General features: G+C 71.4%; 25 protein-coding genes and 2 pseudogenes. 17 read left to right on the plus strand and 10 right to left on the minus strand.

What is annotated here, in order from left to right:
• Window positions 1–57: 57 nt before the first annotated feature.
• The 3 genes from PV343_RS00130 to PV343_RS00140 all read left to right on the plus strand — a co-directional run bounded on the left by PV343_RS00130 (window position 58) and on the right by PV343_RS00140 (window position 2,249).
• Window positions 58–663: a sulfite oxidase-like oxidoreductase gene (locus PV343_RS00130; protein WP_319144640.1), complete on the plus strand. Its 606-nt coding sequence runs from the start codon at window positions 58–60 to the stop codon at window positions 661–663.
• Window positions 656–1,420 carry a ferredoxin reductase gene (locus PV343_RS00135; RefSeq protein ID WP_319144641.1) on the plus strand — a complete coding sequence of 255 codons (765 nt, stop codon included), beginning with the start codon at window positions 656–658 and terminating at the stop codon, window positions 1,418–1,420. The genes PV343_RS00130 and PV343_RS00135 overlap by 8 nt, the downstream gene beginning before the upstream one ends.
• Before the next feature lie 202 nt (window positions 1,421–1,622).
• Entirely contained in the window at window positions 1,623–2,249 is a 627-nt protein-coding gene (locus tag PV343_RS00140) for a hypothetical protein (RefSeq protein ID WP_388235199.1), read from the plus strand.
• A 56-nt stretch (window positions 2,250–2,305) separates the two neighbouring features.
• Here the strand turns inward: PV343_RS00140 and PV343_RS00145 are convergent, their stop codons facing one another.
• From PV343_RS00145 to PV343_RS00155, 3 genes are all read right to left on the minus strand, one after another.
• The gene (locus PV343_RS00145) at window positions 2,306–2,749 is read right to left on the minus strand and encodes a hypothetical protein (protein WP_319144642.1); all 444 of its coding nucleotides are present in this window, start codon (window positions 2,747–2,749) and stop codon (window positions 2,306–2,308) included.
• Between the two features lie 156 nt (window positions 2,750–2,905).
• Window positions 2,906–3,484 (minus strand): glycoside hydrolase family 25 protein, encoded by a 579-nt coding sequence (locus tag PV343_RS00150; protein WP_319144643.1) that lies wholly within the window; start codon window positions 3,482–3,484, stop codon window positions 2,906–2,908.
• A gap of 942 nt (window positions 3,485–4,426) precedes the next feature.
• Window positions 4,427–5,200, minus strand: a complete 774-nt coding sequence (locus PV343_RS00155; protein WP_319144644.1) for a glycosyltransferase family 2 protein — start codon at window positions 5,198–5,200, stop codon at window positions 4,427–4,429.
• A gap of 294 nt (window positions 5,201–5,494) precedes the next feature.
• Here PV343_RS00155 and PV343_RS00160 point away from each other — a divergent pair, with 294 nt between their 5' ends.
• The 3 genes from PV343_RS00160 (at window position 5,495) to PV343_RS00170 (ending at window position 7,718) form a co-directional block, all read left to right on the plus strand.
• Window positions 5,495–5,887 carry a YciI family protein gene (locus PV343_RS00160; RefSeq protein WP_319145151.1) on the plus strand — a complete coding sequence of 131 codons (393 nt, stop codon included), beginning with the start codon at window positions 5,495–5,497 and terminating at the stop codon, window positions 5,885–5,887.
• A 9-nt stretch (window positions 5,888–5,896) separates the two neighbouring features.
• Window positions 5,897–7,150, plus strand: coding sequence for an RNA polymerase sigma factor (locus PV343_RS00165; RefSeq protein WP_319144645.1), 1,254 nt, complete (start codon window positions 5,897–5,899; stop codon window positions 7,148–7,150).
• A gap of 82 nt (window positions 7,151–7,232) precedes the next feature.
• Entirely contained in the window at window positions 7,233–7,718 is a 486-nt protein-coding gene (locus PV343_RS00170) for a DUF6328 family protein (protein ID WP_319144646.1), read from the plus strand.
• 58 nt (window positions 7,719–7,776) lie between these two features.
• Here PV343_RS00170 and PV343_RS00175 read toward each other — a convergent pair whose 3' ends face one another.
• A complete protein-coding gene (locus PV343_RS00175) occupies window positions 7,777–8,265 on the minus strand; it encodes a GNAT family N-acetyltransferase (RefSeq protein WP_319144647.1) in 489 nt (162 codons plus the stop codon).
• A 232-nt stretch (window positions 8,266–8,497) separates the two neighbouring features.
• On the opposite strand from PV343_RS00175, the gene PV343_RS00180 reads away from it, so the two are divergent.
• Entirely contained in the window at window positions 8,498–9,415 is a 918-nt protein-coding gene (locus tag PV343_RS00180) for a DUF5996 family protein (protein ID WP_319145152.1), read from the plus strand.
• 90 nt (window positions 9,416–9,505) lie between these two features.
• Here the strand turns inward: PV343_RS00180 and PV343_RS00185 are convergent, their stop codons facing one another.
• A complete protein-coding gene (locus tag PV343_RS00185; protein WP_319144648.1) occupies window positions 9,506–9,928 on the minus strand; it encodes an ester cyclase in 423 nt (140 codons plus the stop codon).
• Between the two features lie 133 nt (window positions 9,929–10,061).
• The gene (locus PV343_RS00190; RefSeq protein WP_319144649.1) at window positions 10,062–11,066 is read right to left on the minus strand and encodes a GlxA family transcriptional regulator; all 1,005 of its coding nucleotides are present in this window, start codon (window positions 11,064–11,066) and stop codon (window positions 10,062–10,064) included.
• Window positions 11,067–11,529: 463 nt separating this feature from the next.
• Here PV343_RS00190 and PV343_RS00195 point away from each other — a divergent pair, with 463 nt between their 5' ends.
• Complete coding sequence (locus PV343_RS00195; protein ID WP_415923433.1) at window positions 11,530–12,534, plus strand: TDT family transporter; 1,005 nt, start codon at window positions 11,530–11,532, stop codon at window positions 12,532–12,534.
• A 118-nt stretch (window positions 12,535–12,652) separates the two neighbouring features.
• Here PV343_RS00195 and PV343_RS00200 read toward each other — a convergent pair whose 3' ends face one another.
• Window positions 12,653–13,726: a tellurite resistance/C4-dicarboxylate transporter family protein gene (locus PV343_RS00200; RefSeq protein ID WP_319145153.1), complete on the minus strand. Its 1,074-nt coding sequence runs from the start codon at window positions 13,724–13,726 to the stop codon at window positions 12,653–12,655.
• 303 nt (window positions 13,727–14,029) lie between these two features.
• Window positions 14,030–14,386 (minus strand): annotated as a pseudogene (locus PV343_RS00205) (DUF488 domain-containing protein); the annotation flags it as partial.
• A gap of 289 nt (window positions 14,387–14,675) precedes the next feature.
• Here PV343_RS00205 and PV343_RS00210 point away from each other — a divergent pair.
• The 9 genes and pseudogenes from PV343_RS00210 (at window position 14,676) to PV343_RS00250 (ending at window position 22,102) form a co-directional block, all read left to right on the plus strand.
• A complete protein-coding gene (locus PV343_RS00210; protein WP_319144651.1) occupies window positions 14,676–16,031 on the plus strand; it encodes an FG-GAP and VCBS repeat-containing protein in 1,356 nt (451 codons plus the stop codon).
• Between the two features lie 153 nt (window positions 16,032–16,184).
• Window positions 16,185–16,481, plus strand: coding sequence for a putative quinol monooxygenase (locus tag PV343_RS00215; RefSeq protein WP_319144652.1), 297 nt, complete (start codon window positions 16,185–16,187; stop codon window positions 16,479–16,481).
• Window positions 16,482–16,787: 306 nt separating this feature from the next.
• The gene (locus tag PV343_RS00220) at window positions 16,788–18,032 is read left to right on the plus strand and encodes an FAD-dependent oxidoreductase (RefSeq protein WP_319144653.1); all 1,245 of its coding nucleotides are present in this window, start codon (window positions 16,788–16,790) and stop codon (window positions 18,030–18,032) included.
• A gap of 122 nt (window positions 18,033–18,154) precedes the next feature.
• Window positions 18,155–18,331 (plus strand): sigma factor-like helix-turn-helix DNA-binding protein, encoded by a 177-nt coding sequence (locus PV343_RS00225; protein ID WP_319144654.1) that lies wholly within the window; start codon window positions 18,155–18,157, stop codon window positions 18,329–18,331.
• Window positions 18,332–18,478: 147 nt separating this feature from the next.
• A pseudogene (locus PV343_RS00230) lies at window positions 18,479–18,670 on the plus strand (MerR family transcriptional regulator); the annotation flags it as partial.
• Between the two features lie 93 nt (window positions 18,671–18,763).
• Complete coding sequence (locus PV343_RS00235; RefSeq protein ID WP_319145154.1) at window positions 18,764–19,492, plus strand: B12-binding domain-containing protein; 729 nt, start codon at window positions 18,764–18,766, stop codon at window positions 19,490–19,492.
• A 173-nt stretch (window positions 19,493–19,665) separates the two neighbouring features.
• The gene (locus PV343_RS00240; protein ID WP_319144655.1) at window positions 19,666–20,205 is read left to right on the plus strand and encodes a DUF4383 domain-containing protein; all 540 of its coding nucleotides are present in this window, start codon (window positions 19,666–19,668) and stop codon (window positions 20,203–20,205) included.
• 245 nt (window positions 20,206–20,450) lie between these two features.
• Window positions 20,451–20,930, plus strand: a complete 480-nt coding sequence (locus PV343_RS00245) for a hypothetical protein (RefSeq protein WP_319144656.1) — start codon at window positions 20,451–20,453, stop codon at window positions 20,928–20,930.
• A gap of 185 nt (window positions 20,931–21,115) precedes the next feature.
• Entirely contained in the window at window positions 21,116–22,102 is a 987-nt protein-coding gene (locus PV343_RS00250; protein ID WP_415923441.1) for a hypothetical protein, read from the plus strand.
• An 83-nt stretch (window positions 22,103–22,185) separates the two neighbouring features.
• On the opposite strand, the gene PV343_RS00255 is transcribed toward PV343_RS00250, so the two are convergent.
• Together PV343_RS00255 and PV343_RS00260 are read right to left on the minus strand one after the other, a co-directional pair.
• Window positions 22,186–22,782, minus strand: coding sequence for an NADPH-dependent F420 reductase (locus tag PV343_RS00255; RefSeq protein WP_319144659.1), 597 nt, complete (start codon window positions 22,780–22,782; stop codon window positions 22,186–22,188).
• Between the two features lie 41 nt (window positions 22,783–22,823).
• Window positions 22,824–23,654 (minus strand): inositol monophosphatase family protein, encoded by an 831-nt coding sequence (locus PV343_RS00260; protein ID WP_319144660.1) that lies wholly within the window; start codon window positions 23,652–23,654, stop codon window positions 22,824–22,826.
• Window positions 23,655–23,699: the final 45 nt, after the last annotated feature.

Here is a 23,699-nt window from a genome sequence, read left to right on the forward strand (position 1 = left end):
ACGATCGGGGCGGTGACCTGGGACGGAGCACGCGCGCCGACAGCGTACGGTTGAAGCATGAACGTCACCCGAGGCTTCACGGGTCGCCCGCGCGTCGTCAATCCGGGACTGCCACCGGGGCAGTACGACGCGGGGGACGACTGGCCCGTCCTGTCCGCCGAGGTCACCCCCCGCCTCGCGCCGGCCGACTGGTCCTTCCGCGTCGACGGGCTGGTGGAGCGGCCGCGGACGTGGCACTGGGACGAGGCGCGCGCCCTGCCCGGGTCCTCGTACGCGGGCGACATCCACTGTGTGACCGGCTGGTCGAAGTTCGGGGTGCGCTTCGGCGGTGTCTCGCTGGACACGTTCTTCGAGGCGGTCCGGCCCCGGGCGACGGCCACGCACGCGGTCGCCTACTCCCACACGGGCTACACCGCGAACCTTCCGCTCGCGGACCTCACCGGCGGCCGCGCCTGGATCGCCTGGGAGTTCGACGGTGAACCGCTCGCGCCCGAGCACGGCGGCCCTGCCCGGCTGGTCGTGCCGCACCTGTACTTCTGGAAGAGCACCAAGTGGATCGCCGGCATCACGCTGCTCGACCACGACGAGCCGGGTTTCTGGGAGCAGAACGGCTACCACGAGCGGGGCAACCCGTGGGAGGAGCAGCGGTACTCCGGTGACTGAGACGGTGACGACCTTCACGCCCCCGTCGCGCTTCGCCGTGCCCGGCCGCATCGCGGTCAGCGGCCAGGTGGCGGCGGCGTGGCAGACGGCCACGCTGACGGAGATCCGTCGCGAGACCCCGCGCGCGGCCACCTTCCGGCTCGCGGTGCCGCGTTGGGCGGGGCACCTGCCCGGGCAGCACCTGATGCTGCGGCTGACCGCGCCGGACGGCTACGTGGCCCAGCGCCACTACTCGATCGCGTCCGCGCCCGACGACTCCGGCCACATCGAGCTGACCCTCGACCACGTGCCGGACGGCGAGGTGTCGAGCTGGTTCCACACGCTGGCCAGGCCCGGTGACACGGTCGAGGTGCGCGGCCCGCTGAGCGGCTTCTTCGCCTGGCCGGGCGACCGGCCCGCCCTGCTGCTCGGCGCCGGCTCCGGGATCGTGCCGCTGATGTCGATGGTGCGGCACCACCGGGCCCGGGGGCTCGCCGTGCCGCTGCGGATGCTGGTGTCGGCGCGCGGCCCCGAGGACCTGATCTACGCCCGGGAGCTGGGCGCGGAGACGACGGCCGTGTTCACGCGCAGCGCTCCGCACGGGGTGCCGGTGGGCCGCCTTGCGGCCGCCCAGCTGGCGCCACTGCTGGCCGAGCGGCCCGCCGGCGGCTGGGAGGCCTATGTGTGCGGCTCCAACGGCTTCGCCGAGCACGCCTCCCGCCTGCTGGTCGAGGCCGGCCAGCCGGTCGAACGAATCCGCATCGAACGCTTCGGCTGACGACGAGGCACGGGGCACGGGCCGCGCCTGCCCGTGTCCCTACCGCCCGCAGCACCCGCCCCCGCCCTCCCACGGTGCTTTCCCCGCCCCTGCCCCACAAGGCTTGAAGTCGCGGTGGGCGGTGTGAGCGAGGTGCGCCGTACGGGGTACGTGACGGGTGTGGACGCTCGTGCACGGCGGTGGGGGCGGACGAGCCGGTGACATGGCCCGCCTCTCCCCCGCCTCCGGCGGCGAGGAGGTGGGCATGGGGACCGTGGTGCATGGCTGGCGGTGGCGGCGCAATACGCTGCGGCGGCGGTCGGACGTCGTGGAGGCATGGACGGTCCTCGTCGTCTCCGTGCTGCTGTTCGTCGTCGCGCCCCTGGTCGGGGTGGCGGCCGGGCTGCGTGCCCACGACCGCGCGCAGACCGTCGCGGTCACCGAGCGCTCCGAACGGCATCACGTGCGCGCCGAGGTGATCGCCGACCCGACCCGGCGGCTGCCCGCAGTACAGGGCGACCGTGAACATCCCTACCAGGCCATGGTCCGCTGGACCGAGCCGGGCAAGGGGCCTCGGACCGCGTCGGCCCGGGTGCCGGCGGGCACCCGCCCGGGGGACGAGGTCACCGTGTGGTTCGACACCCGGGGCCGCAGTGTGGCACCTCCCCCGGACGACGTCGCGGTCTGGCAGCACACGGTGACCGTGGGCGTGTGCGCGGCGGGCGGCGCGGCGGCCGTGGTCCTGCTCGGCAGCGCCGTCGAGCGCCGGATCGCGCTGCGGCACCGGCTGGCCGAGTGGGAGCGGGCCTGGGCCCGCACCGGCCCGAAGTGGACCCGGCCGAGGACCTGATCGGCGAGGCGCTGTTCTACGGCTCTCGCCTGATCCTCGAAGGCCGGCCGATGTTCTCAGGCCTCGTCGAAGATCAGATCCTCGGCCGGACGCGTCATTTTCAGTGTCTGCCCGTCGGTGATCTCCACGACGTGCTGCAGGCCCGCGCGCCGCTCACCGGTGGACAGGATGGAGTAGCGGTCCTGGACACCGGCCAGGAAGGCGGGGAAGCAGGCCGGCGAGCCGTTGCCGAGCCCGGACTCCCGTGCCTGCCGGGCCACGGTCGCCAGCTCGGCGCGGAGACTGGTGAACAGGCTCCGGTAGAACGTCGGGTGGGCCAGGCCCGTGGCGACCATGTGGTGGTTCCCCGCCATCCGCAGGACGGACTCGTCGACGTCGATCTCGAGACCGCTGGGTCCGGGGGGAACGCCGCTGCCCGCGAGAGCGATGCAGCGGCCGTGCACGTCGCTGTCCCGGGTGAGGATGAACCCTGGTGCCGCGTCCGGGGTGCCGGCGGTCACGGTCTCGTCCTGGCGCCGGACGTCGGTGAAGCCGAGCCGTGTCGGCGACTCTGACTCCGGAAGAGAGTGGGGAGGTCGAGCGGCTCCGGCGGGGGTCGCCCTGAACGGGTGCGCCGTCGACGGGCGGAGTTCCGAGGCCCCGCCCGGCTTCGGGCTCTAGTTCTTCACGCCGTTGATGCCGCCGGCGAAGGCGACCAGCTCGGCCTTCGAGGTGAAGACGCTCACGTTGGTGTCCAGGGGCTTGTCGGTGTACTGGTGGAACACCCACTTGCTCTGGATGTCGGGTTTGCCGGCGGTCACGCCGTACTCGGCGATCCACAGGAAGTCACCCGCGTTGCCGGTGGTGTCCCGGTGCCGCCAGAAGTCCCGGTTGCAGTACAGCCCGACCTTGTGCTTCGAGCCGCGCAGCCGCTTGACCTCGGCGATGAAGGAGTCCTTCTCCGCACAGGATGCCGCGGTGCCGTCCGGGTTGGTCTCCCAGTCGACGACCAGCATGTCGTACTCGATGCTCGCGGAGCCCTCCACGAAGTGAGCCGCCTGCTCCTTGATGTGACCCGGGTGCAGGAAGTGGTAGAAGCCGACGACGAGTCCCGCGGCGCGGGCGTGCGCGGCCTGCTCCTTCTGCTTGGGGTTGGCGTAGGTACGTCCCTCGGTGCCCTTGATGAACGCGAAACTGATCCCGGCGGTGGGGAAGTTCGCGTCCTGGAAGACGGATACGTCATAGCCTTTGATCATCGCGCTGTTCCTCCCGATGCGTTGATCCGGAGGGAGCGCCGTGGGGCGGCCACGCGGACGACGCCGCCTTGTCCGAGAGGGATACGTCGACGAACTCGGCGGCCGGTGATCTCCACGGTCACCACCGCGTGTGCCTGCCGTGGTGGTCGTGGCTGCTGCCGCTCCAGACACCAGGCGTCCGCGCGCCGGTCCGGCACGGTGCGGTCCTCCACGGTCTCTCTTCCACGATCTGACGAGTTGACGGATCTCGCAACTTGCGGCAGGCGGCCGCGGTGGGATGATGCCGCCGCGCGCCGGGTGTCACGCGCCACGCCACAGGCCGCTCCGGACTTCGGCTCACCAGGGCGACACACCGTCAATTGCTTGACGAGTCAACGTCTGCCCGATGGTTCGAACCGTCCTGCCTGTCCGCGGCGGGAGCACGTATGCCCGAAATGTTCTCAGCCCCTCATGTGCGCCCGCCATGACTTCGCTCCGCCGGCCAGGCGTGATGTCCAGGCGTGGTCTGTGGTGGCTGCGGTGTTGGGGGACGGGCTGCGCCACGAACCGCCGGTCGGCCCACTCATCGTTCGCTAAGGCCGCAACCGCGTTTGCGGTCCGATACGGGCAGTCTCATGCCCTCCGGCCCTCGTGGCCGCAGCCGGGTGCTCGTGGAGGGACGGTTACCCGGGCAGGTCACTCGAGCGGGGGTCGGACCAGAGGAAGTCGTACTCGTCGCCCGGTTCGGCGAGTTGCTCGGCCAGAGGCAGCTCGTGCCCGAACCGCTGTGGATTCGGAAGACCAGCTGGCGCGGCGTCAGCTCGCCGGCCGGCATCCGGGCGGCAAGTGCTCGCACGGCGGCTTCCTGCCCGGCGACACCGCCCACCGAGCGAAAGGTGAGGCCCAGTTCGTCGAGTGCCGGGGGAAGGAGGTCGGGGACGTCGTGATCCGCGTCGCACGGATTCAGATGCGCGAGTTGCGCAGCGACTGCCACGCAGCGCCGGCCAGCGCCCGCGCCGCCCGCGGGACCGACAGGTGCTCGTGTTCGCGGTACAGCGACCAGTTGTACCGCACGAGCGACAGCTTGTTGGAGGACAGGGATCCCGCCTGGTGGGCCCGGTACACCGCGAGCGGCTCGGCCAGGCCCCGGGCGTCAGCGCCGTCCCGCATGATCGACAGCCAGAGGGCGTAGTCCTGCCGCTTGCGCATCTCCGGCATCAGCCTTGTGCCCAGGACATTGCGGTCGTACATGGCGGTGAGGGCACCGATGTGGTCCCGGACCAGCATCGCGCGGTAGTCCACGTGCTCCCGCGCAGGGACCACCCGCCCGTTCGGGACCCAGTCGGTGCTGTCGCCGTCGTGGTCGGCGTCCATCTTGAAGTACGAGGTGAACGTCAGCGGCGCATCACCTTCCACGGCGAAGGCGAGCTGCTTCTCGGTCTTCTCCGGAAGCCACATGTCGTCGCTGTCGAGAAAGGCGATGTAGTCCCCGCGGGCCCGCTGAATCGCCAGGTTGCGGGCCCGGCCCGCACCGCCCCGTTCGGGTGCCGACTCCGGCAGAACGCGCTCGTCCTGCTCGGCGAACTCGCGGAGCAGGTTCATGGAGCCATCGGAGGACTGGTCGTCGGTGACGAGCAGCTCCAGGTCGGTGTGGGTCTGCGTGAGCACCGATCGGACGGCTGCGCCGAGGGTGGTTGCCGAGTTGTACACGGGCATGACGACAGACACCAGGGGCACAGCGCTTCTCCTTGCCAGACCAGGAACGGCGGTCCATTCAAGCACCGCGATCGAGGAGGAGCTCATGCGGATGGTTGTCGCAGGTCATGGCTGCCTGTGGCTGCCACTGGCCGCGTGCGACGCAGAGGCACTGCGCGACACGCCGTGGGACCACTCACGGTCCCTTCTCACGGCCGCCAAGTTTTTCGCGGATTTCCGTCGATGATGTCGAAAACGCCGAGCGTGCTTCTACCTACCCGTGACGGCCCCCGCCCGGGGCGGGTACGACGAACGAGGAGCAGAACCGTGAAGTACATGCTGCTGATGCAGTTCAGCGAGAAGAACGTCGACTTCCCCAAGCTCGAGGAGTGGGGGCCCGAGGAGATCCAGGCCCACATCCAGTTCATGAAGCAGACCAATGCCGGCCTCGCCGCCGCCGGGGAGCTGGTCGACGCCCAGGGCCTGGCCATGCCGGAGACCGCCCGGATCGTGCGCTCCCACAGTGGCGGCGCGCCGGTCGTCACCGAGGGCCCGTTCCCGGAGTCCAAGGAGTGGGTGGCCGGCTGGTGGATCGTGGACTGCGACACCGAGCAGCGGGCGATCGAGATCGCCGCCGCCGTCTCCGCCGCCCCCGGCCCGGGCGGGCGGCCGCTCGACATGCCGATCGAGGTGCGCCAGATCATGGCGGCCCCGCCCACCGAGCTGTGAACTCCCCCTGTGACGACTTTCGATCCGAACGTCGAGGACCTGCTGCGCACGCTCGCGCCGCAGGTCGTCGGCGTGCTCACCCGCCGCTACGGGGACTTCGCCACCGCCGAGGACGCTGTCCAGGAGGCCCTGCTGGACGCCGCCACGCAGTGGCCGGCCGAGGGTGTGCCGCGCAACCCGCGCGGCTGGCTGGTTCAGGTCGCCGGCCGCCGGATGACCGAGCAGGTCCGTAGCGAGCAGGCCCGCCGCCGACGAGAGGAGCTGGTGGCCGGTCATGTCCCGGCCGACCGGCGATCCGCGCCCGGGGCCGACGCCGGGGACCAGGGCGCGCACGACGACACCCTCGCGATGCTGTTCCTGTGCTGCCACCCTGTGCTGTCGCCGGCCTCGGCGATCGCGCTCACCCTCCGCTCGGTCGGCGGGCTGACCACGGGGGAGATCGCCGCGGCGTTCCTCGTCCCCGAGGCGACCATGGGCCAGCGGATCAGCCGGGCCAAGCAGCGGATCAAGGACTCCGGAGTGCCGTTCCGGATTCCGGACAGGGCCGAGTGGCCGGCTCGCCTGGACGCGGTGCTGCACGTGCTCTACCTGATCTTCAACGAGGGCTACGCCAGCAGCACCGGCCCCGAACTGCGGCGGGTCGAACTCTCGCAGGAGGCGATCCGCCTCACCAGGGCCGTCCACACACTGCTGCCGGGCAACGCCGAGGTGGCCGGCCTGCTCGCGCTGTTGCTGCTCACCGAGGCGCGCGGGCCCGCCCGTACCGGCCCGCACGGCGAACTCGTCCCGCTCGCCGAGCAGGACCGCGGCCGATGGGACACCGCCGCGATCGCCGAGGGCGTCTCGCTGATCACCGCCGCCCTGCCGCGTGGTCCGGTCGGCCCGTACCAGGTGCAGGCGGCGATCGCGGCCGTCCACGACGAGGCGCAGACCGCCGCCGACACCGACTGGCCGCAGATCCTCGCCCTGTACGGGGTACTAGCCCGCATCTCCGACAACCCGCTGATCGTCCTGAACCGGGCGGTCGCCATCGCCATGGTGGACGGCCCCGCCGCCGGCCTCGCCCTGCTCGCCGACCCGCCGCCCGCGCTCACCGCCCACCACCGGCTGTACGCGGTCCGCGCCCATCTGCACGAGCTCGCCGGAGACCGGGAAGAGGCCGCCGCCGACTACCGCATCGCCGCCCGCCGCACCGCCAGCCTCCCGGAGCGGCACCACCTCAGCCTGCGCGCCGCCCGACTGGCCGCGCAGCCGGGAGGGTAGGCCACCGCTCGACATTCGGTCAGGCCGCTTCGCCGTCGTTGACGACCCGTTTGAGCGATCTACGAGCGGCTATCCGGAGTCCATGACGGATGCGGAGAGACGGACCGGGCGCGACGAGACCGTGGAAGAGAGGGCCGACCGGAAGTGGGGCGAGCTCATCCAGGAGGTCCGCGTCGCGCAGACCGGAGTACAGATCCTGTTCGGGTTCCTGCTCACCGTGGTCTTCACCCCCAAGTACGCACAACTGGGCCACGTCGAGCAGGTCATCTACATCGTCACCGTGGTCCTCGGCGCATGCGCCACGGGGGCCCTCATCGGACCGGTCTCGCTGCACCGACTGGTGTCCGGTCAGCGGGTCAAGCCCCAGGCCGTACGACTCGCGTCACGCCTGACCTTCGTCGGCCTGCTCCTCCTGCTGGCCACCATGGTCTCCTCGCTCCTGCTCGTCCTGAGGGTCGCCACCCACAACGCCCTCGTACCCTGGCTCGTCGGAGCCGTCCTGCTCTGGTACCTGGTCTGCTGGTACGCCCTCCCTCTCTGGGCTCGCTACCGGTACGCCGGCCGCTGACTGCGGCGCCGCCGCCACGTCCGGCGTTGCGGGGTGCGCTGCGAACCGCGATACCACGTCATTGCGAAGGAATGCGGAACTCGAATTCGGGACGGTCCCACGGCACGGCGGGCGGGTTCGCGAGCGCGGTCCCGGTCCGCACTGCGCCGACCCGGTGGTAGAAGTCCTCGGCGGGACGATGCGACACGACCATGACACGGTCGAGCCCGGCGGCACGGGCTTCGGACTGCATGTGCGCGACGAGCAGTCGTCCGATGCCCCGTCCCTGCGCTTCGTCGGCGACGAACAGCAGGTCGAGTTCCGGTGGATCAAGGACGAGCGAGTAGAACCCGAGGACCCGGCCTCCCTGCTCGTCGGCGTCGACGGCTACGAAGGCGCGGTGGGCCTCGATGTAGTCAGGACCGACCCGGTAGCCCGCGACCGCGGATGCGTACTCACCCTCGTACGCGCCTGAGCCACGCACGATCCGCGTGAGCCGTTTGGCATCCCCCGCGACAGCCCTCCGTATCGTGATCTGCCGGCGGACCGGTGAAGTGCGTGAACCCATCCGGAGAGTATTTCGCAGCGGCAGACGCCTTCGTGCGGCGGGTCGGCTGCCGGCAGCAGCCGGCTGCCTCTCGTGCGCCTGCGAAGAGCAGCGGCTGCGACGTGTTCCTTGCCGCCGACGAGAACTTCGCATGCTCGCGGGGTGGAGCCGCCGACGCCCGTCGTCCGAAGGCGCGGGTGCCGGACACCGCTCACGGCGTCATCATGGGAGCGTGACGGAGATCTTCCCCCCGATGCCGCTGGCGGAGTGGCGGGACACCAAGGAGACACTGCACCGCTTCGCGCAGATCGTCGGCAAGATCCGCCTGGCGGCGAGCGCCCGGTGCAATCACTGGTGGAACGTCCCGTTCCATGTCACCGGGCGCGGCATCACCACGCGTCCGATGCGTGTGGCCGACGGGGATCGGATCTTCACGATCGACTTCGACTTCGTCGACCACCGGCTCGTCGTCGCGACGCTGGACGGCGAGGAGCGGTCCTTCCCGCTTCCGGGCCAGTCCGTCGCGTCCTTCCACGGCGCGACCCTGGCCGCTCTGGCCGCGCTGGGTATCCGGGTGGAGATCGCTCTTCCCAGGCCCTTCGACCTGCCCGACGCCGCCCGGCCGTTCGCCGAGGACACCGAGCACGCGACCTACGACCCCGTGGCCGCCAACCGCTACTGGCGGGTCCTGAGCCAGGTGGCGTCCGTACTGGAGGAGTTCGCGGCGGGCTACTCGGGAAAACACAGCCCGGTGCACCACTTCTGGCACACCTTCGACATCGCCCACACCCGGTTCTCCGGGCGACGGATCGACCAGCCCCCTCAGGCCGACCCCGTCACCCGGGAGGCGTACTCCCGCGAAGTGATCAGCTTCGGCTTCTGGTTCGGCGACGACACCTTCCCCGAGCCCGCCTTCTACTCCTACACCGCCCCCGAGCCCGCCGGCCTGGCCGGGGAGCCGCTCAGCCCCGCGTCCGCGCGCTGGGTCGCGCGCGGCGACAGCCACCTGGCCGTGCTGCGCTACGACGCGGCCCGCGCCGGGACCGATCCCCGTGCCGCCGTCCTCGCCTTCTACGAGAGCGCCTACCGGGCCGGGGCCGGACGCGCCGAATGGGACGTCGCGGAGCTCGCCTGCCCCGGAGGGGTCACGGACCCGGTGCTGCGGCTCTGACGCGCGACCGAACCGTAAAGCCCGACGACAGCGCGGCTCGGCGCGGCGGTCGATGGCGCATGGGCGGGTGGTCGGCGGCCGCGGCTCCGTTCACGACTGCTGATCGGCGAGACCGAGTTGACGCAGCATGCCGAGTTCGTCGCTGCTGCCCCAGCGTTCGACGAGCTTGCCGTCGCTGTCGAAGCGGCTGATCTGCATGCCCCGGTAGCTCACCTTCCTGCCGGTCGCCGGCCACCCCATCAGCGGGCCGAGGTGCGTACCCGTGATGACGTAGGCGAAGGCCAGCTCGTCCTCGGTGGCCATCAAGTGCTCCACCTGGACGTTCAAGTCCGGGAAGGCCGCGCGCAACTGGCCGAACATGGCCTTGTACCCGTCGGGTCCCGGCCCCTGTCCCGGGGCGGGATCGTGGTCGATCGCATCGGGTGCGACGATCTCGTCGAGGGCGTCGAGGTCGCCGGTGACGACGGCCTCTCCGAAGGCGGTCTGCGCGGCGATGTTCGTCTGCTGAGCCATGGGCACTCCCGGGCACGTATCCCGCACCGACCCCTCCGTCGGTCGCGAAGTCCACACCTGCGCCGTACGTCGACCGTACATCGGCCCCAGGCCTCCGGCATGTCTGCACGGCGAGCCCCCGGCGCGGCTGCGGTCAGACCCGATCACCCCCGCGGAGGGGGTCCGTGGTGCGGAAGCGTGCCCGGTAGGCCCCCGGTGTGATGCCGAGGTTTCGGGTGAAGGCCCGCCGCAGCGACTCCGGTGAGCCGAAGCCGGTGCGGCGGGCCACCGCGGCCATGGGGTCGTCGCCGCCTTCCAGCATCGCCTGGGCGGCCTCCATACGGATCTCCTCTACGTAGCGGGCCGGGGTCGTGGCCATCTCGTCATGGAACAGACGCGTCACATGACGGGTGCTCACCCCCGCTCGGCGGGCCATGGCCGCGAGGGTGTGGTTGGCGGACGGGTCCTCGGAGACCGCGTCCATGACCCGGCGCAGCATCTCCCGCTTGGCGTGCGGGGTGCGGGTGCGGACGCTGAACTGCGACTGGCCTCCTGGTCGCTGCATGAAGACGACCATGTCCTTGGCCACCGCGCGGGCGGTGTCCGCGCCGAGGTGCTCCTCCACGAGGGCGAGCGACAGGTCGATGCCCGAACTGACTCCCGCGCAGGTCATGATGTGGCCGTCGCGCACGAACAGGGCGTCGGCGTCCACGGTGACTCGGGGGTACCGCAGGGCGAGTTGGTCGGCGAAGCGCCAGTGCGTGGTGGCCTCGCGTCCGTCGAGCAGCCCGGCCGCGGCGAGGAGGAAGGCGCCGGTGCAGATGGACGCGGTGCGGCGGCCGCGGGCGTCGAGTGCCCGTACGGCGTCGAGCAGCGCGTCGTCTTTGCTCAGGGAGGGCCACTCGGGGCCGCCGGGGATGACGACCACGTCGCTCGTGTACTCCGCCTCCGCTGCGGCCAGGTCGACGCGGAGTCCGGTACCCGCCGCGGTGACCACGTCCGCGCCGTCCGGGGACACCATGCGAACGCGATAGCGGCCACCGAAGTCGTTGGCCGACGCGAACACCTCGATGGGACCGGTGACGTCGAGCAGGCGGACCCCCGGGAACACCAGCACGGTCACCAGCAGCGGTTCCCTGCGGGACGGCCTGCCGTTCATGGTGCGCCTCCTGGCCGGGCCGCATGGACGCCGTTCACCCTAGACGTAGCGAGTTTGATTATCAAACTTACCTGGGGGCGCGCAGGCCGTGTCCCGCTGAGCACCTTCGCCGTGTCCGTCGATGTCCTGCTGTGAGGGCGTCATGGCTCGTCCTGCGCTGGGGCGGCCCCGCACCTCGCCATAGCGTCGACCACGCCACGGACCGACGGTCTCGGCCGCCCCCCGTGAGCCGCTGGGCGCGGGCCCGCCGGTCGGCCGATCACCGCCGCAGATCGACGGCGGTGATGACCCGAGACGAGAAGAGAAGGCGCTCCACGCCGTGACATGCCACTCCAGCACCATCCGCACGGTCCCGTCCCAGGACGGTCCGGGTCCGAGACGCTCCGGCCGGGCACGAGCCGGTCGGGTCGAGGCGAGCGACACCGGACCGGCACGATTCGGCCCGAACTGGTTCGCGGCCGTCATGGGCACCGGGATCATCGCCGACGCGGCGGCCACGCTGCCCAGAGGCTTCGCCGGGCTGGGCGGCGCGGCGACGGTGGTGTGGGCGGGTACCGCCCTGTTGCTGGTCGTGCTCACCGTCGGCTACCTGCGGCAGAGGATGTTGCGGGTGCATGCCGGTGATCCCGTACTGGCCCAGTTCCTGGGTGCGCCGCCGATGGCGCTGCTCACCGTCGGGGCCGGGACGTTGTTGCTCGGCCGACGGCTGATCGGGGAGCGGGCGGCGGTGGACGCGGGCTGGGTGTTGTGGTCCATCGGTACGGTGCTCGGCCTGGCCACCGCGTGCGCGGTTCCGTACCTGATGATCACCCGGCACCGATTCACACCGGACGCGGCGTTCGGCGGCTGGCTGATGCCGGTGGTGCCGCCGATGGTCTCCGCGGCGACGGGTGCGCTGCTCGTCCCGTACGCACCGGCCGGGCAGCCGCGGCTGGCCATGCTGCTGGGCTGCTACGCGATGCTCGGCCTCGGTCTGGTCGCGGTCCTGCTGGTCCTGGCGATGGTGTACAGCCGCCTGGTGCACCATGACGCGCCGAGCGGCGCCGTGGTGCCGACGGTGTGGATCGGCGTGGGAGCGCTGGACCAGGCGGTGACCGCGCTCGGGGCGCTGGCCACGGCGGCGCCGGGCGCGCTGCCCGGCCCGTACGCGCGCGGGGCCGCGGTCGCGGCCCTCCTCGGCGGGATCGGTGTCTGGGGTTTCGCCCTGCTGTGGCTGGTGCTCGCCACGGCGCTGACCGTGCGGGAGGTCCGGACGGGACTGCCTTTCTCGCCCACCTGGTGGTCGTTCATCTTCCCCCTCGGCGCCTGCGTCACCGGGACCGGCGCGCTCGCCACCCGTACCGGCTCGCTGCTGTTCGTCTGGGGTGCCGTCGTTCTCTACGTGTTGCTCGTGGCCGCCTGGCTGGTGGTCGTCCGGCACGCACTGCTTCACGGCCTCGGCCGTCTGCGGGCACCCGTCGGCCGATGACATCGCCCGTATGCGGCGGCCCGGCGTACGGCGGGGCTGCGCGGAGAGCCTCGTCCGAGCCGAACCCACCGTGCCGCGTTCCGGGGTCGGTGGGTTCGCTCGGCGCCGGCACCCGCGTCTACGGCAGCGTCCGGGTGGAGGAGGGCGGGACCGTGTTGCCCTCGCGGTCCGCCCGGGCCGGTCGGGAGCCGGGTCTGTGGCCGGCCGTGGGCCGGGTCCGGAGCCCGGCGGCCACCATGGCGGCGAAGACGACGACCCAGAACGCGGCGGCTGTCCAGATTTCCCAGCGGCCCACGGTGGTCATCCACGAGGTCCCGGTCGCGCGGCCCAGTTCGTGCGTGGCGACCGCGTACATGCCGATCGGGAAGACGAGGTTCCACCAGCCCAGGTCGTAGCGCAGTGGAATCCGGCGCACCGCGTGCCGCCACACGCCAAGAGCCAGCAGCAGCGGGATCAGCCAGGAGGAGAACGCCCACAGGACGACGGCCGACCCGACGATGACCGGACGCGCGAGCATCAGGCTGCCCGGCGGGAGGGAGATCAGTCGCACTCCGGCGAGCACGATGAGCGCGGCCGCCCCCATGAAGATCCAGACGGACGTCATGAGGCCTTCCGGCCGCACCGGCCGGGCCAGCAGCCTCGCCAGCACGATCGCGGCGGTCAGCACGTACTGCATCAGGCCGACGGACCAGCACACCACCGCCAGCGTCGGCAGCACGTGCCCCGAGGTCACCGCGGCCAGCGCGGCGGCGGCGAGCGCCACGGACTCCGATCCCACGGCCCACAGGAACCAGGTGCCGTTCACCTGGTCGATCGACGGGCCCCGTTTCAAGGTGGTGACGAGCGCGAGGGGAATGCCGTAGTCCAGCAGGATCCACCCCAGCACCCCGAACGCCAGGAACGCCCCGGCCACCGCGGCGTGGCCGCTCGGCGCAAGGCGGGCGGCCAGCACGTTGGAGGAGATGGCGAGGGTGAGGAAGGCGAAGGCGCGCGGCCCGAGGAGATCCGCGAGGAAGCGCTGCCGGTGGCGCAGCAGCCGCCAGCCGTAGCCGGGTACCAGCACGGCGAAGCCGGCCAGGGCCACCCAGAGCAGTGCGGTGGATGCGGTGCGGGCGCCGTTGATGTACAGGGCCGTGGAGACGATGCCGGTGCCCATGACGAAGGCGAGCGCCCCCGGGTTGAGGCCGGCCACCGCGGCGGTGAGGGCTGCGCGGGTTCCTTGCGGCCGGGGGCCGCAAGCGTCGGGTCCGGGTTCAGGGGCGTCGGCGGGTCCGGGCTCAGGGGCGTCGGCCGGTCCGGGCTCAGGGGCGTCAGCCGGTCCGGGCTCAGGGGCGTCGGCCGGTCCGGGCTCAGGGGCGTCAGCCGGTCCGGGCTCAGGGGCGTCGGCCGGTCCGGGCTCAGGGGCGTCAGCGGGTCCGGGTTCAGGGGCGTCGGCGGGTCCGGGTTCGGGGACGTCGGCTGCCGGCGGCTTTGGACCGCGGTCCTCAGAAGTGGTGAGCCATTCGGCGAGTACGGCGGTGTGGCTGTGGTCCACGTCCCGCGTGGCGGTCAGCAGGGTGAGGCTGCCGTGTTCGGCCAGGTCACGTAGCCGGGCCGCCGCCTGCCGGTGCGCATGATCGCCCAGTTCGGCGAGATAGCGGCGGCGGAACTCATCGAAGCGCCGGGGGTCGCGGCCGTACCAGCGCTGCAGCCCGGCGGACGGGGCGACATCGCGCAGCCACTCGTCGAGAGGCGCGTCCCGCCGGCGCACGCCCTCCGGCCAGACCCGGTCGACGAGGACCCGCTCGCCGACTTGTCCGTCCTCGGAAGGGACCTGCTCGGAGAGCCTGCGGCAGATGATCTGCTTGCTCATGACGCACCCTTCGGCCGCCCTTGCGGTATGTGCATTTTAGTGGGGTATGACCGTCAAGGTGTGGGCGGTGGCTGCTGCCGTACCACGGAACGATGTTCCTCCGCGCCGACGTACAACCCTTCGGCCCCATGACCGGTCTCCTGTTCGCACACCCCACGCGTCACCCGGGACACCTCCCGGTGAACGACGTGGCACCCCCACGCACCACCGGCCATGCCACCACGCTTCGGCTCGGATCGCCGCCGACCGGGCCCACCGCCTCCGCGACTCCCAAGGAGCCCCAACAGCCATGCCCGTCCGCACAACGGCCACGCTCGCCACCTTCCTGGTAGCGGGCCTCGTCCCCCTCACTCTGCCCGCCGCGTCGGCGAGCGCCGCGCCCGCGAAGTACGGCGACGACTTCAACGGCGACGGCTTCCGCGACTACGCGTACTCGAGCTTCAGTGCCAGAGGGGGCGGCGGCGTCAGCGTGGTCTTCGGGACCGCCACCGGGCCCGGCACCTCAAAGCAGCGCATCACCCAGTCGAGCCCCGGCGTGCCCGGCACCGACGAGGCCGATGACATGTTCGGCGAGGTACGGGCCGCCGCGGACTTCGACGGCGACGGATACGGCGACCTCGCGGTGGCGGCGACCGGCGAGAACGGCTTCCAGGGCGCCGTGACGATTCTCTGGGGCTCCCCCTCCGGTCTGTCCACGGGCACGACCCTCCCGAACAAGAACCCGGGCCGCAACAACTACATGGGCAAGGACCTGGCGACCGGCGACTTCAACGGGGACGGCAAGCAGGACCTGGCCGTCATCAACGAATCCATGACGTACGTCTACCGGGGCCCGTTCAAGCGCTCCGGCACCACCGGCGCGGTGACCAAGCTCGACAAGACGTCGTCCTTCTACGCCACCGCCCTGATCTCCGGCAAGGTCGACGGCGACAAGAAGACCGACCTCGCGATCATCGGTGACGTGGTCAGCCCCGAATACATCGCGTCCGACGTCTGGTTCGTCAAGGGTGGCGCGACCTCGCTCACCCCGGGCAAGAGCCTCCGCCTGGAGTCCGAGTCCGGCAACGGCGGCAGCGCCGAACGCGGCGGCGACGGTGTCATCGCCGACTTCGACAAGGACGGCTACGGCGACATCGCCGTCGGCACGTCCCTCTACTCGAAGCACAAGGGCCGCGTCAGCGTCTGGTACGGCTCGTCCGCCGGCCCGTCCCGAAGCACCCGCCTCACCCAGGCGACCAGTGGCGTCGCCGGAACCCCCGAGAACCGGGACGAGTTCGGCTCATCCGTTTCGGCGGGCGACGTCAACGGCGACGGTTACGCGGATCTCGCGGTCGGCGTGCGGGGCGAGGAGATCGACGGCCAGGAGTACGCGGGCGGCGTGCACGTCTTCAAGGGGCGGGCGGGCGGCCTGTCCGGCGCCGGTTCGCAGTGGTTCGCCCGCAACACCCCCGGTGTTCCTGGTCCGTTGACGGCCGACGAGCAGTTCGGTGGCCTGGTACGGCTGCGCGACACGATCGGTGACGGAACGGCCGACCTGTACGTGAGCGGTCTCGGCTCTCTGCGGCTGCCCGGCTCAGCCGCCGGCATCACCACGGCGGGCGCGGCGGAATACAAGGCGGCGCCCCTCGACAGCTTCCTGGAATGACTTCTCTGGACGAGTAGGAGCCTGTCTTTGGACACCCGTCGTCCGCGGGGAGCACGAGCGCAACAGCGGTCACCCGATCGTCCAGGCGCTTACGACGGTCGCCTGCGACGCCCTCGCCGGCCCGGCCGGTTCCCCCCACTCCAAGGAGCAGTGATGTTCGACCTCATCGTCATCGTCCGAGTGCCCGAGTGCGACGAGATCCCGGCGGTGGCCGACGCCCTGGCCCGGATGCGGCCCCTGTGTCTCGCCGAGGACGGCTGCGTCAGCTGGGAGGCGTACCAGTCGCAGGACGACCCCGGCCGTTTCGTCCTCGTCGAGCGCTGGGCGAGCCGCGCCCACTGGGAGGCGCACGACTCCGGCGACGCCATCCGGAAGATCTACATTCCCGAACTCCTTCCGCGCGTCGAACGCGAGGTGCACCCGAGCAGTCCGGTGGGCAGCGCGCAGTAAGCAGACGCCGGGGCGGGCAGCAGGTTCCTGTGCCGGAACGGTGCACGGCCCGCAGGGTGGCGTCGCCCGGGTGGATGCCGCTGCTCGGCGACGTGGGAGGCTGCGTCGGAACTCGGGCGACGGGCACAGGCCGTGCTCGGCAGCCTGCGGGCGCCTTCTGCGGCATGCCTGGGGCCGCGACGCCCGCCGCGGCCCCGTTCGGGTGACGGCACGCATCCGAAAGCACGCTCCTGGGGGAAGCAAGCCGGGGGACGGGCGTTCCCTGGGGAAGACGTGAGCCGCGTGAGCCGCCGAGAGGAGAACGGGATGACCGTCGGGCGGGCGGCCGGGCCGTGGGACGTGGTCGTCGTGGGTGCCGGGCTGGCCGGACTGGCCTGCGCGCGGGATCTGAGCGCGCAGGGGTTGCGGGTACGGGTCCTGGAGGCCGGTGACCAGGTCGGTGGGCGGATGCGCACCGACCGGGTCGAGGGCTTCGTGCTGGACCGTGGCTTCCAGGTGTTCAACACGGCCTACCCGCAGGTGCGCCGCCGGCTGCCGTTGCGTGAGCTGCGCCTGCGGCCGTTCACGCCGGGTTTCCTGATCCATGACGACGGGCGGCGCATGCGCTTCGCCGACCCGACGCGCGCGCCGCGCCAGGCCTTGAGCGGGCTGGCCGCCGGCCTGGCCGGCCCGCGGGAACTGGCCGCTCTGGCCGCGCTGACGGGTTTCGCCGCACTGGCCCCGTCGGCACTGGTGAAGCGGGTGCCTGACATCCCGACCCGCCGGGCGCTCGCGAGGACCGGTTTCGACGACGCCTTCGTGGAGCGGTTCTTCCGCCCGTTCCTGTCAGGGATTTTCCTGGAGGACGAGCTGGCGACCTCCAGCCGGTTCTTCCATCTCGTGTGGCGCACCATGGTGCGCGGGACGCTGTGCCTGCCCGCCGCGGGAATCGGTGCCGTGCCGGCTTTGCTGGGGTCTGCGCTGCCGCCCGGGGTGGTCGCCCTGGAGTCGCCGGTGGCGGCGCTCACCGAGGACGGGGTGCTCGACGACGACGGCCGTACGGTGGCGGCCCGGGCCGTGGTCGTGGCGACGGACGCGCGGACGGCGGCCCGGTTGCTGCCCGGTCTGACCGTGCCGCCGTACCGGACCGTCACCACCTACTACCACGTAGCCGGTCGTTCCCCGTTGAACGAGCCCACTCTGGTGACCGATGTGCGGCGGCGGTTCGTCAACAGCGTCGTGCTGAGCGAGGTGCACGCCTCTCACGCGCCGCGCGGGTACGCGCTGGTGGCGACATCCGTCCTCGGTGGCGACCGTGAGGGGCGCGAGAAGAACGTCCGGGCGGCGCTCGCGGAGGCCTACCGCACCGACACGGCCGCCTGGGAGCGCCTGACCACGCGAACGGTGGCCGCGGCCCTGCCCGCCATGGAGCCGCCGCTGTCCTACAGCAAGCGCAGCCGGGTGGCCGCGGGGCGCTTCGTGTGCGGGGACCACCGGGCCACGGGATCGGTGCAGGGGGCGTTGGCCTCGGGTGCCCGGGCCGCACGGGAAGTGGCCGCGTACCTTCGCTGACTCCACCACGTCTGTGCCGGCAGGTCGCCGCCGCCGGCTCTCCGCTCGCCGCGGACGGCGGACACGGCGGACACGGCGGACACGGCGAATCCGACGCGCGGGCGGTGCTCGACCGTACCGTGGTGAGTCAGTCATGGGCCCAGCTCAGCGAGCCGCAGCGCACCGTTTTGACGCTCCCCTTCTTCGAGGACCTCACGCAGGCGCAGATCACCCAGGTGACGGGCTGGCCCCTGGGAACGGTCCAGAGCCGTGCGCGGCGGGGCCCGCAGCGCCTGGGTCACTGCCTGAAGGGCGCATAGCCCGGTGACCCGCTCCGGCTGAACGAGCTCGATGCAACGCGGTGGGGGCACCGCATCCGCGGACAGGGCGACGTCGGAACCACGTGCATGGTGAACGGTCGGGTCGTACCCACGGTGCAGCACGGTGAGCTCACTTCGCAGGCATGGATGACCACCGGTCAGCTCGCCCGTCTGCTCGGGGTCTCCCCTACGACGTTGCGGTCCTGGGACCGCCGCTACGGACTCGGGCCGGCGGTGAGGCCGGACGGCCGCCATCGGCGCTGGTCGCCCGACGACGTGGCGATGATGCGGAAGATGTGCCGCCTCACCGCCACCGGTGTGTCACCGGCGGAAGCCGCCCGCCTCGCACAGCGACACGCACGTCTCGCGGACCCGGCCGGGGCACCGGGCGGAACCACTCTGGTCGCTGCTCACGATGACGAAGGCGAAGCCGTGGCCTGTCACGCGCGGGCCGGCAGTGGGCTGCCGCTCGGGCGGGTCCGGCTCGAGTGCAGGGGGCTGGCACGAGCCGCGGTGCGCATGGACGGCCTGGAGGTGCAGCAGCGGCTGCGCGAGGCGGTGACCGCCCACGGCCCCGCTCTGGCCTGGGAGGAGGTGATGGCACCCGCGCTGCGGGCGGTCGGCCGCAAGTGGCAGTCGTCCGGCGAGCGGTACGTCGAGATCGAGCACCTGCTGTCCTGGCACATCTCGGCGACGTTGCGCCACCGGTACGTCGAATCCGCGGCTCACGGCGATCGGCGTGCCCTCGCCCCTCCCCTCGTGCTGGCCTGTCCGGCCGGGGAGTACCACACGCTCCCTTTCGAGGCGCTGGCCGCCGTGCTGGCCGACGACGGTCTGACCGTGCTCACGCTGGGGGGCGCGGTACCTCCCGACGCGCTGATGAGCACGGTGCAGCGCGTCGCGCCCGCGGCAGTGGCCCTGTGGTCCCAGACCCGCCCGACGGCTGACCTCCGTCTGGCACGTCGTGTCGCGGCGGCCCGGTGGGGTGTCCGCGGCGCGCGCAGCGGTTCCCCGGTGCTGCTGTGCGGCCCCGGGTGGCGGTGCCGCTCCCCCTCGGACGGTTCGGCCGACCGTTCGGCGGACCTGAGGCAGGTGAAGAGCCTGCGTGAGGCCGTGCGTGTGCTGACCGATGTCCAACGGCGCTCGGCACCGGTGCGGTGAGAGACCGATGCTCCCTGCGCGCGTCCGACGCGGAGTGGTGTTCCGCTCACGACCGTTCGAGGCCGTGTGCAACCGATGGGGGCTCTTGAGCGGAAGTACGAGTGACGGTGATGGTGTGAACGGTCGCCGTCGTTCGATGGGGGGTCTGGGTCTTGGCTCCGAAAGGATCAGACATGAGGCTTTACGACGAGCTCCCGGTGGACCACAGGCTCGCGTCCGTCTACCGGTACGGCGCCGGAGTGTGCGGCGGCCTCCTCCTCGCCTTCGGCTGCCTGGGCTTCGCCGACGAACTGAGTCCTTTCGACACCCAGGGCGCCCACATCGCCGGGATGTCGACCAACGGCCTGCTGAGCCTGGTCTCCGTGGTCTTCGGACTGCTGCTCGTCTGCGGAGCGGTGGTGGGCGGGAGCGTCGCCTCGACCCTCAACATGGTCGTCGGCGCCCTCTTCGTCCTCAGCGGTCTGATCCACCTGTTCATCCTCGACAGGCCCGCCAACGTCCTCGACTTCGGTATGCCGAACGTCGTGTTCTCCTTCGTCATGGGACTGCTCGTCGCGACCTTCGGCATGTACGGACGTGTCTCGAGCAGGCTCCCGCACGACAACCCCTACTGGCGTCGCCGCCACCCTCGGCAGGCGGCGCGCGAGGCTCTGGCCATCCGTCGTCGGCCGGTAGGGACTCCTGTGGGGACCACCCCTCGCCACCCCTCCTGATCGACTGAAAGCGGTCGAAGGGGGCACCTGTCCGGGTGCAGCGCCTCAAGGCCGACCTTGAGGTTTACATTCAGCAACAGTTGACCGCTGCACCGGATAGTCTCGACAGGCGAGTCCGACGTCGTCATCTCCTTGCCTGCGGGGAAGAGGATTCGCTGTGTGTGAGTGCAGGCCGCAAGCGATCGTGGGTCGAGGGGGAGACGCGGTGGACGGCGGAACGGTCAGACGTGACGGGAGCCGGCGGCATGCCGTGGTGGCGTAGCCGTCAACGGGGTGCGCCCCGCGAGACCGCCGCTCCCGCGAACCACCACCGGTCGCCCGGTGACTTCCTGGCGGTCGAGTTGATGCCGGCGGACTTACAGGTCCTGGTGCGGGTGATCGAGCACTCCAAGCTCTGCCTGGAGGCACACAGTGGCAGCGACGCGGCCACGATCCGCAACGCGAGTGGCGCCGAGTTACCACCGCTCCTTTATCCGCGTGCGGGCCTGGCCCTTGCGTGGGGCTCCGCGGGCGTCCCCATGCTGGTCTCCGAGATCCAGCATGTGGAGGCTGCGGTGATCAACCTCGAGTCCTACGGCGGTCACGAGACCGTGCTCTGTGAGGGGTACGGCCTCCTCGAGCGGCTCGCGGAACTCAAGGGGCGGGCCCAGGAGGCGCAGACGGTGGACGGCGTCCTCGTACTGGGTGCGGGGCCGCCTCGTACCGCTTGTCCCGGTCACCCGTAGCGGAGTTCCGTCAGTGCCCGGAGGAAAGCGCGTGGGCAACCCTGTGAGCAGGTTGTGAGTCTCCTGATCGCGATCACTCCGTGATCGGGACCTATGAGGAGACCGTCATCAACGCCATACGCAAGACCCTGACCGCCACCGCCGTCATCGGTGCCGTCCTCGCAGGCTCCGCCGCCTGTTCGACGGTGGAGCAGCTTTCCGCCGGCAAGAAGCTCGACCATGCCTTCGAGGAGCTCGGCAAGAAGAAGACACTCTCCTTCGAGGTCGACCTGGACACCGACGTCAGGTCCCTGAAGGCGCTGGACGCCCAGTCCGATCCCGCACCCGGTGAGGAGATGCCGGATGAGGCCGCCAAGTTGATCAGTGGCGCGCGGATCAGGGTCACCGTGCAGTCGAGGAAGCCCATCGACGAGTCCGGTGAGAAGGACCTGGTCGGCATAGCCATGAAAATCAGCAATTCGGACGGCGGCCTCGTCGAGTACCGGGTGATCGGCGACTACGCCTACATGCGGGCCGACATGACCGCCTTCGGCAAGATGACGGGCGCTCCCGTGCCCGCCGCCTCGGACCTGCCCCCGGAGGCCGGGGCGTTCAAGAGCCTCATCGCCGGCAAGTGGGTGAAGTTCGGTACGAAGGAGATGGAGAAGGCCGGCGCCGGCGGCCGGAAGGGCAGCCCTGCGCCCGCCCCGTCCCTCGACGCCAAGACGCAGCAGAAGCTCGTAGCGGCCCTGCGCGAGGTCGTCGCCCGTGAGGTGCACTTCAAGACAGCGGACGGCTCGGACGGCACCGAACACGTCACCGCCACAGCGCCCTTCCGCACGCTGATCACCAGGTTGTTCGGCAAGATCCGACCGCTGGTGAAGGACCTGCCGCCGGGCATGGAGCTGCCGACGGACAAAGACCTGAAGGACGCCCCCGCCACCGACGTGAAGGCGGACTTCACGCTCAAGGACGGCCAGTTGAACAAGGTGCGCATGGACCTCGCCGAGCTGGCCGAGGACACCAAGGTCAGAAAGCTGGGTCTGACCCTGCGGGTGGGACATGGCACCAGGCCCACCGTCCCGGTCGGTGCCACAGAGCTGGACCTGGGCGAACTCATGCAGGGCTTCTTCGGCGGCCCGGCGGCAAGCGATGCCGACGCTCTCGATTACCAGGACCTTCCGCAGGATTAGCGCTCATCGCGCGCCCGGCGCGGAGGAAGCGGGCGGCGCATCGGCACGGCGAGCAACCGTGCCGATGATCCCCTGCGTGCGGATCAGCGGGCGATCGAGATGGCGAAAGGCGCGAATCCGCTGGACCGGATCACGTGCGGTACGAACAGGATCGCGGCCTCCGTGGCGCGGGCTGTCTGGATCCCGCCGAGATCGGTGATCCACTCCGTGTGCCAGCCGAGGCTGACGAGCAGTTCGCGGACGGTCTGCTTGGCCTGGGGGTCCTCGCCGGAGAGGAAGGCGTCGGGCGCCTGGGTGAGCGTGTCCGGCGCGGTCATCACCGGGTAGAGCATGGTGTTGAGGGTCTTGACGACGCGTGTTTCGGGGAGCGCGTCCTGGAGGTGTTCGGCGAGGCTCGAGCCGGGGTGGATCAGGTCGGCGGGCAGTCCGTCCGGTCCGTCGAGGGTGGCGTTGGAGACGTCGACGAGGATCTTGCCGCGCAGTTCCTCGCGCAGGGCGACGAGCCGGTCCAGCGAGCCCGCGCCCGGCGTGGCGTTGATGACGATCCGGGCCGTGCGGGCCGCGTCGGCGGCGGCGCCCGGCGCGCGGCCGGCCACTCTCACCGCATGTCCGGCCCGGGTGAGGGCTGCGGCCAGGTTGCCGCCGACGCGGCCGTTTCCGAGAACTGCGATCTCAGGCATGGTGATCTGGTTCCTCCGTGTGTGCGGGGTGTGGTGCGCGGTCAGCGGGAGAGGGTGGCGACGGCCTCGGCGTGGACGCCGGGCGCGGCGGCCAGGAAGCTCTCGCTCCGCGGGGTCCAGGGGCGGCCCTCGGCGTCGGAGATCCGGCCGCCGGCCTCGGTGACGAGCAGCGCCCCGGGCAGCAGGTCCGCGCGGGCGCCCGCGAACTGCCAGAAGGCGTCCGTCCGGCCGGCGGCCACGTGCACCAGGTGCAGGGTCGCGGGCACGGCGGTGCGCACGACGAGTGCGTCGAAGAGCATCGCGGTGATGGACGAGCCCACGCGCCGCACGACGTCGTCGTCCTCGTCCGGCCGGGCCTGGCTGGTGGCCACGATGCTCAGGCCGAGGTCCGCGGTCGGGGAGACGCGCAGCGGCCGGCCGTCCAGGTGGGCGCCCGCGCCGGCGAGCGCGGTGTAGGTATCGCCGGTCAACGGCAGGTGGACCACGGTGAGCACCGGCTGGTTCTCGCGTACGAGGGTGGCGGTCACCGCCCATTCCGGCAGGGCGTGCAGGTGGTTGACGTTGCCTTCGGCCGGATCCACGACCCACCACTCGCCGGGCGGCAGCGCCCCGCCGTCCAGCTCGTCCTCCACCCACCCCGCCTCCGGACGCAGGTGGGTCAGGCGGGGGCGCAGGATGTCCAGTGCCGTGTCGTCGTTGACGGCGAGGGCGCGCATCAGCTCTTCGCGGGTCTCGTAGCGGACCACCTCGCCGAAGCGCTCGCGCAGCGCGGAGCCGGCCGCGCGTACGGCGGCCGCCGTCCGGTCGAGCAGGTCGGCGTCCGAGGTGGCGGTGTCGGCGGCGGCAGCCGTGGTCCGCAGGGTTTCGGGCATGGTCAACTCCCTTGTGGGTGGGGGGTGGTGAGGCCGTTCGGGCCG

The sequence above is a fragment of the Streptomyces sp. WI03-4A genome, assembly GCF_033792105.1.
GTDB lineage: Bacteria > Actinomycetota > Actinomycetes > Streptomycetales > Streptomycetaceae > Streptomyces > Streptomyces collinus_A.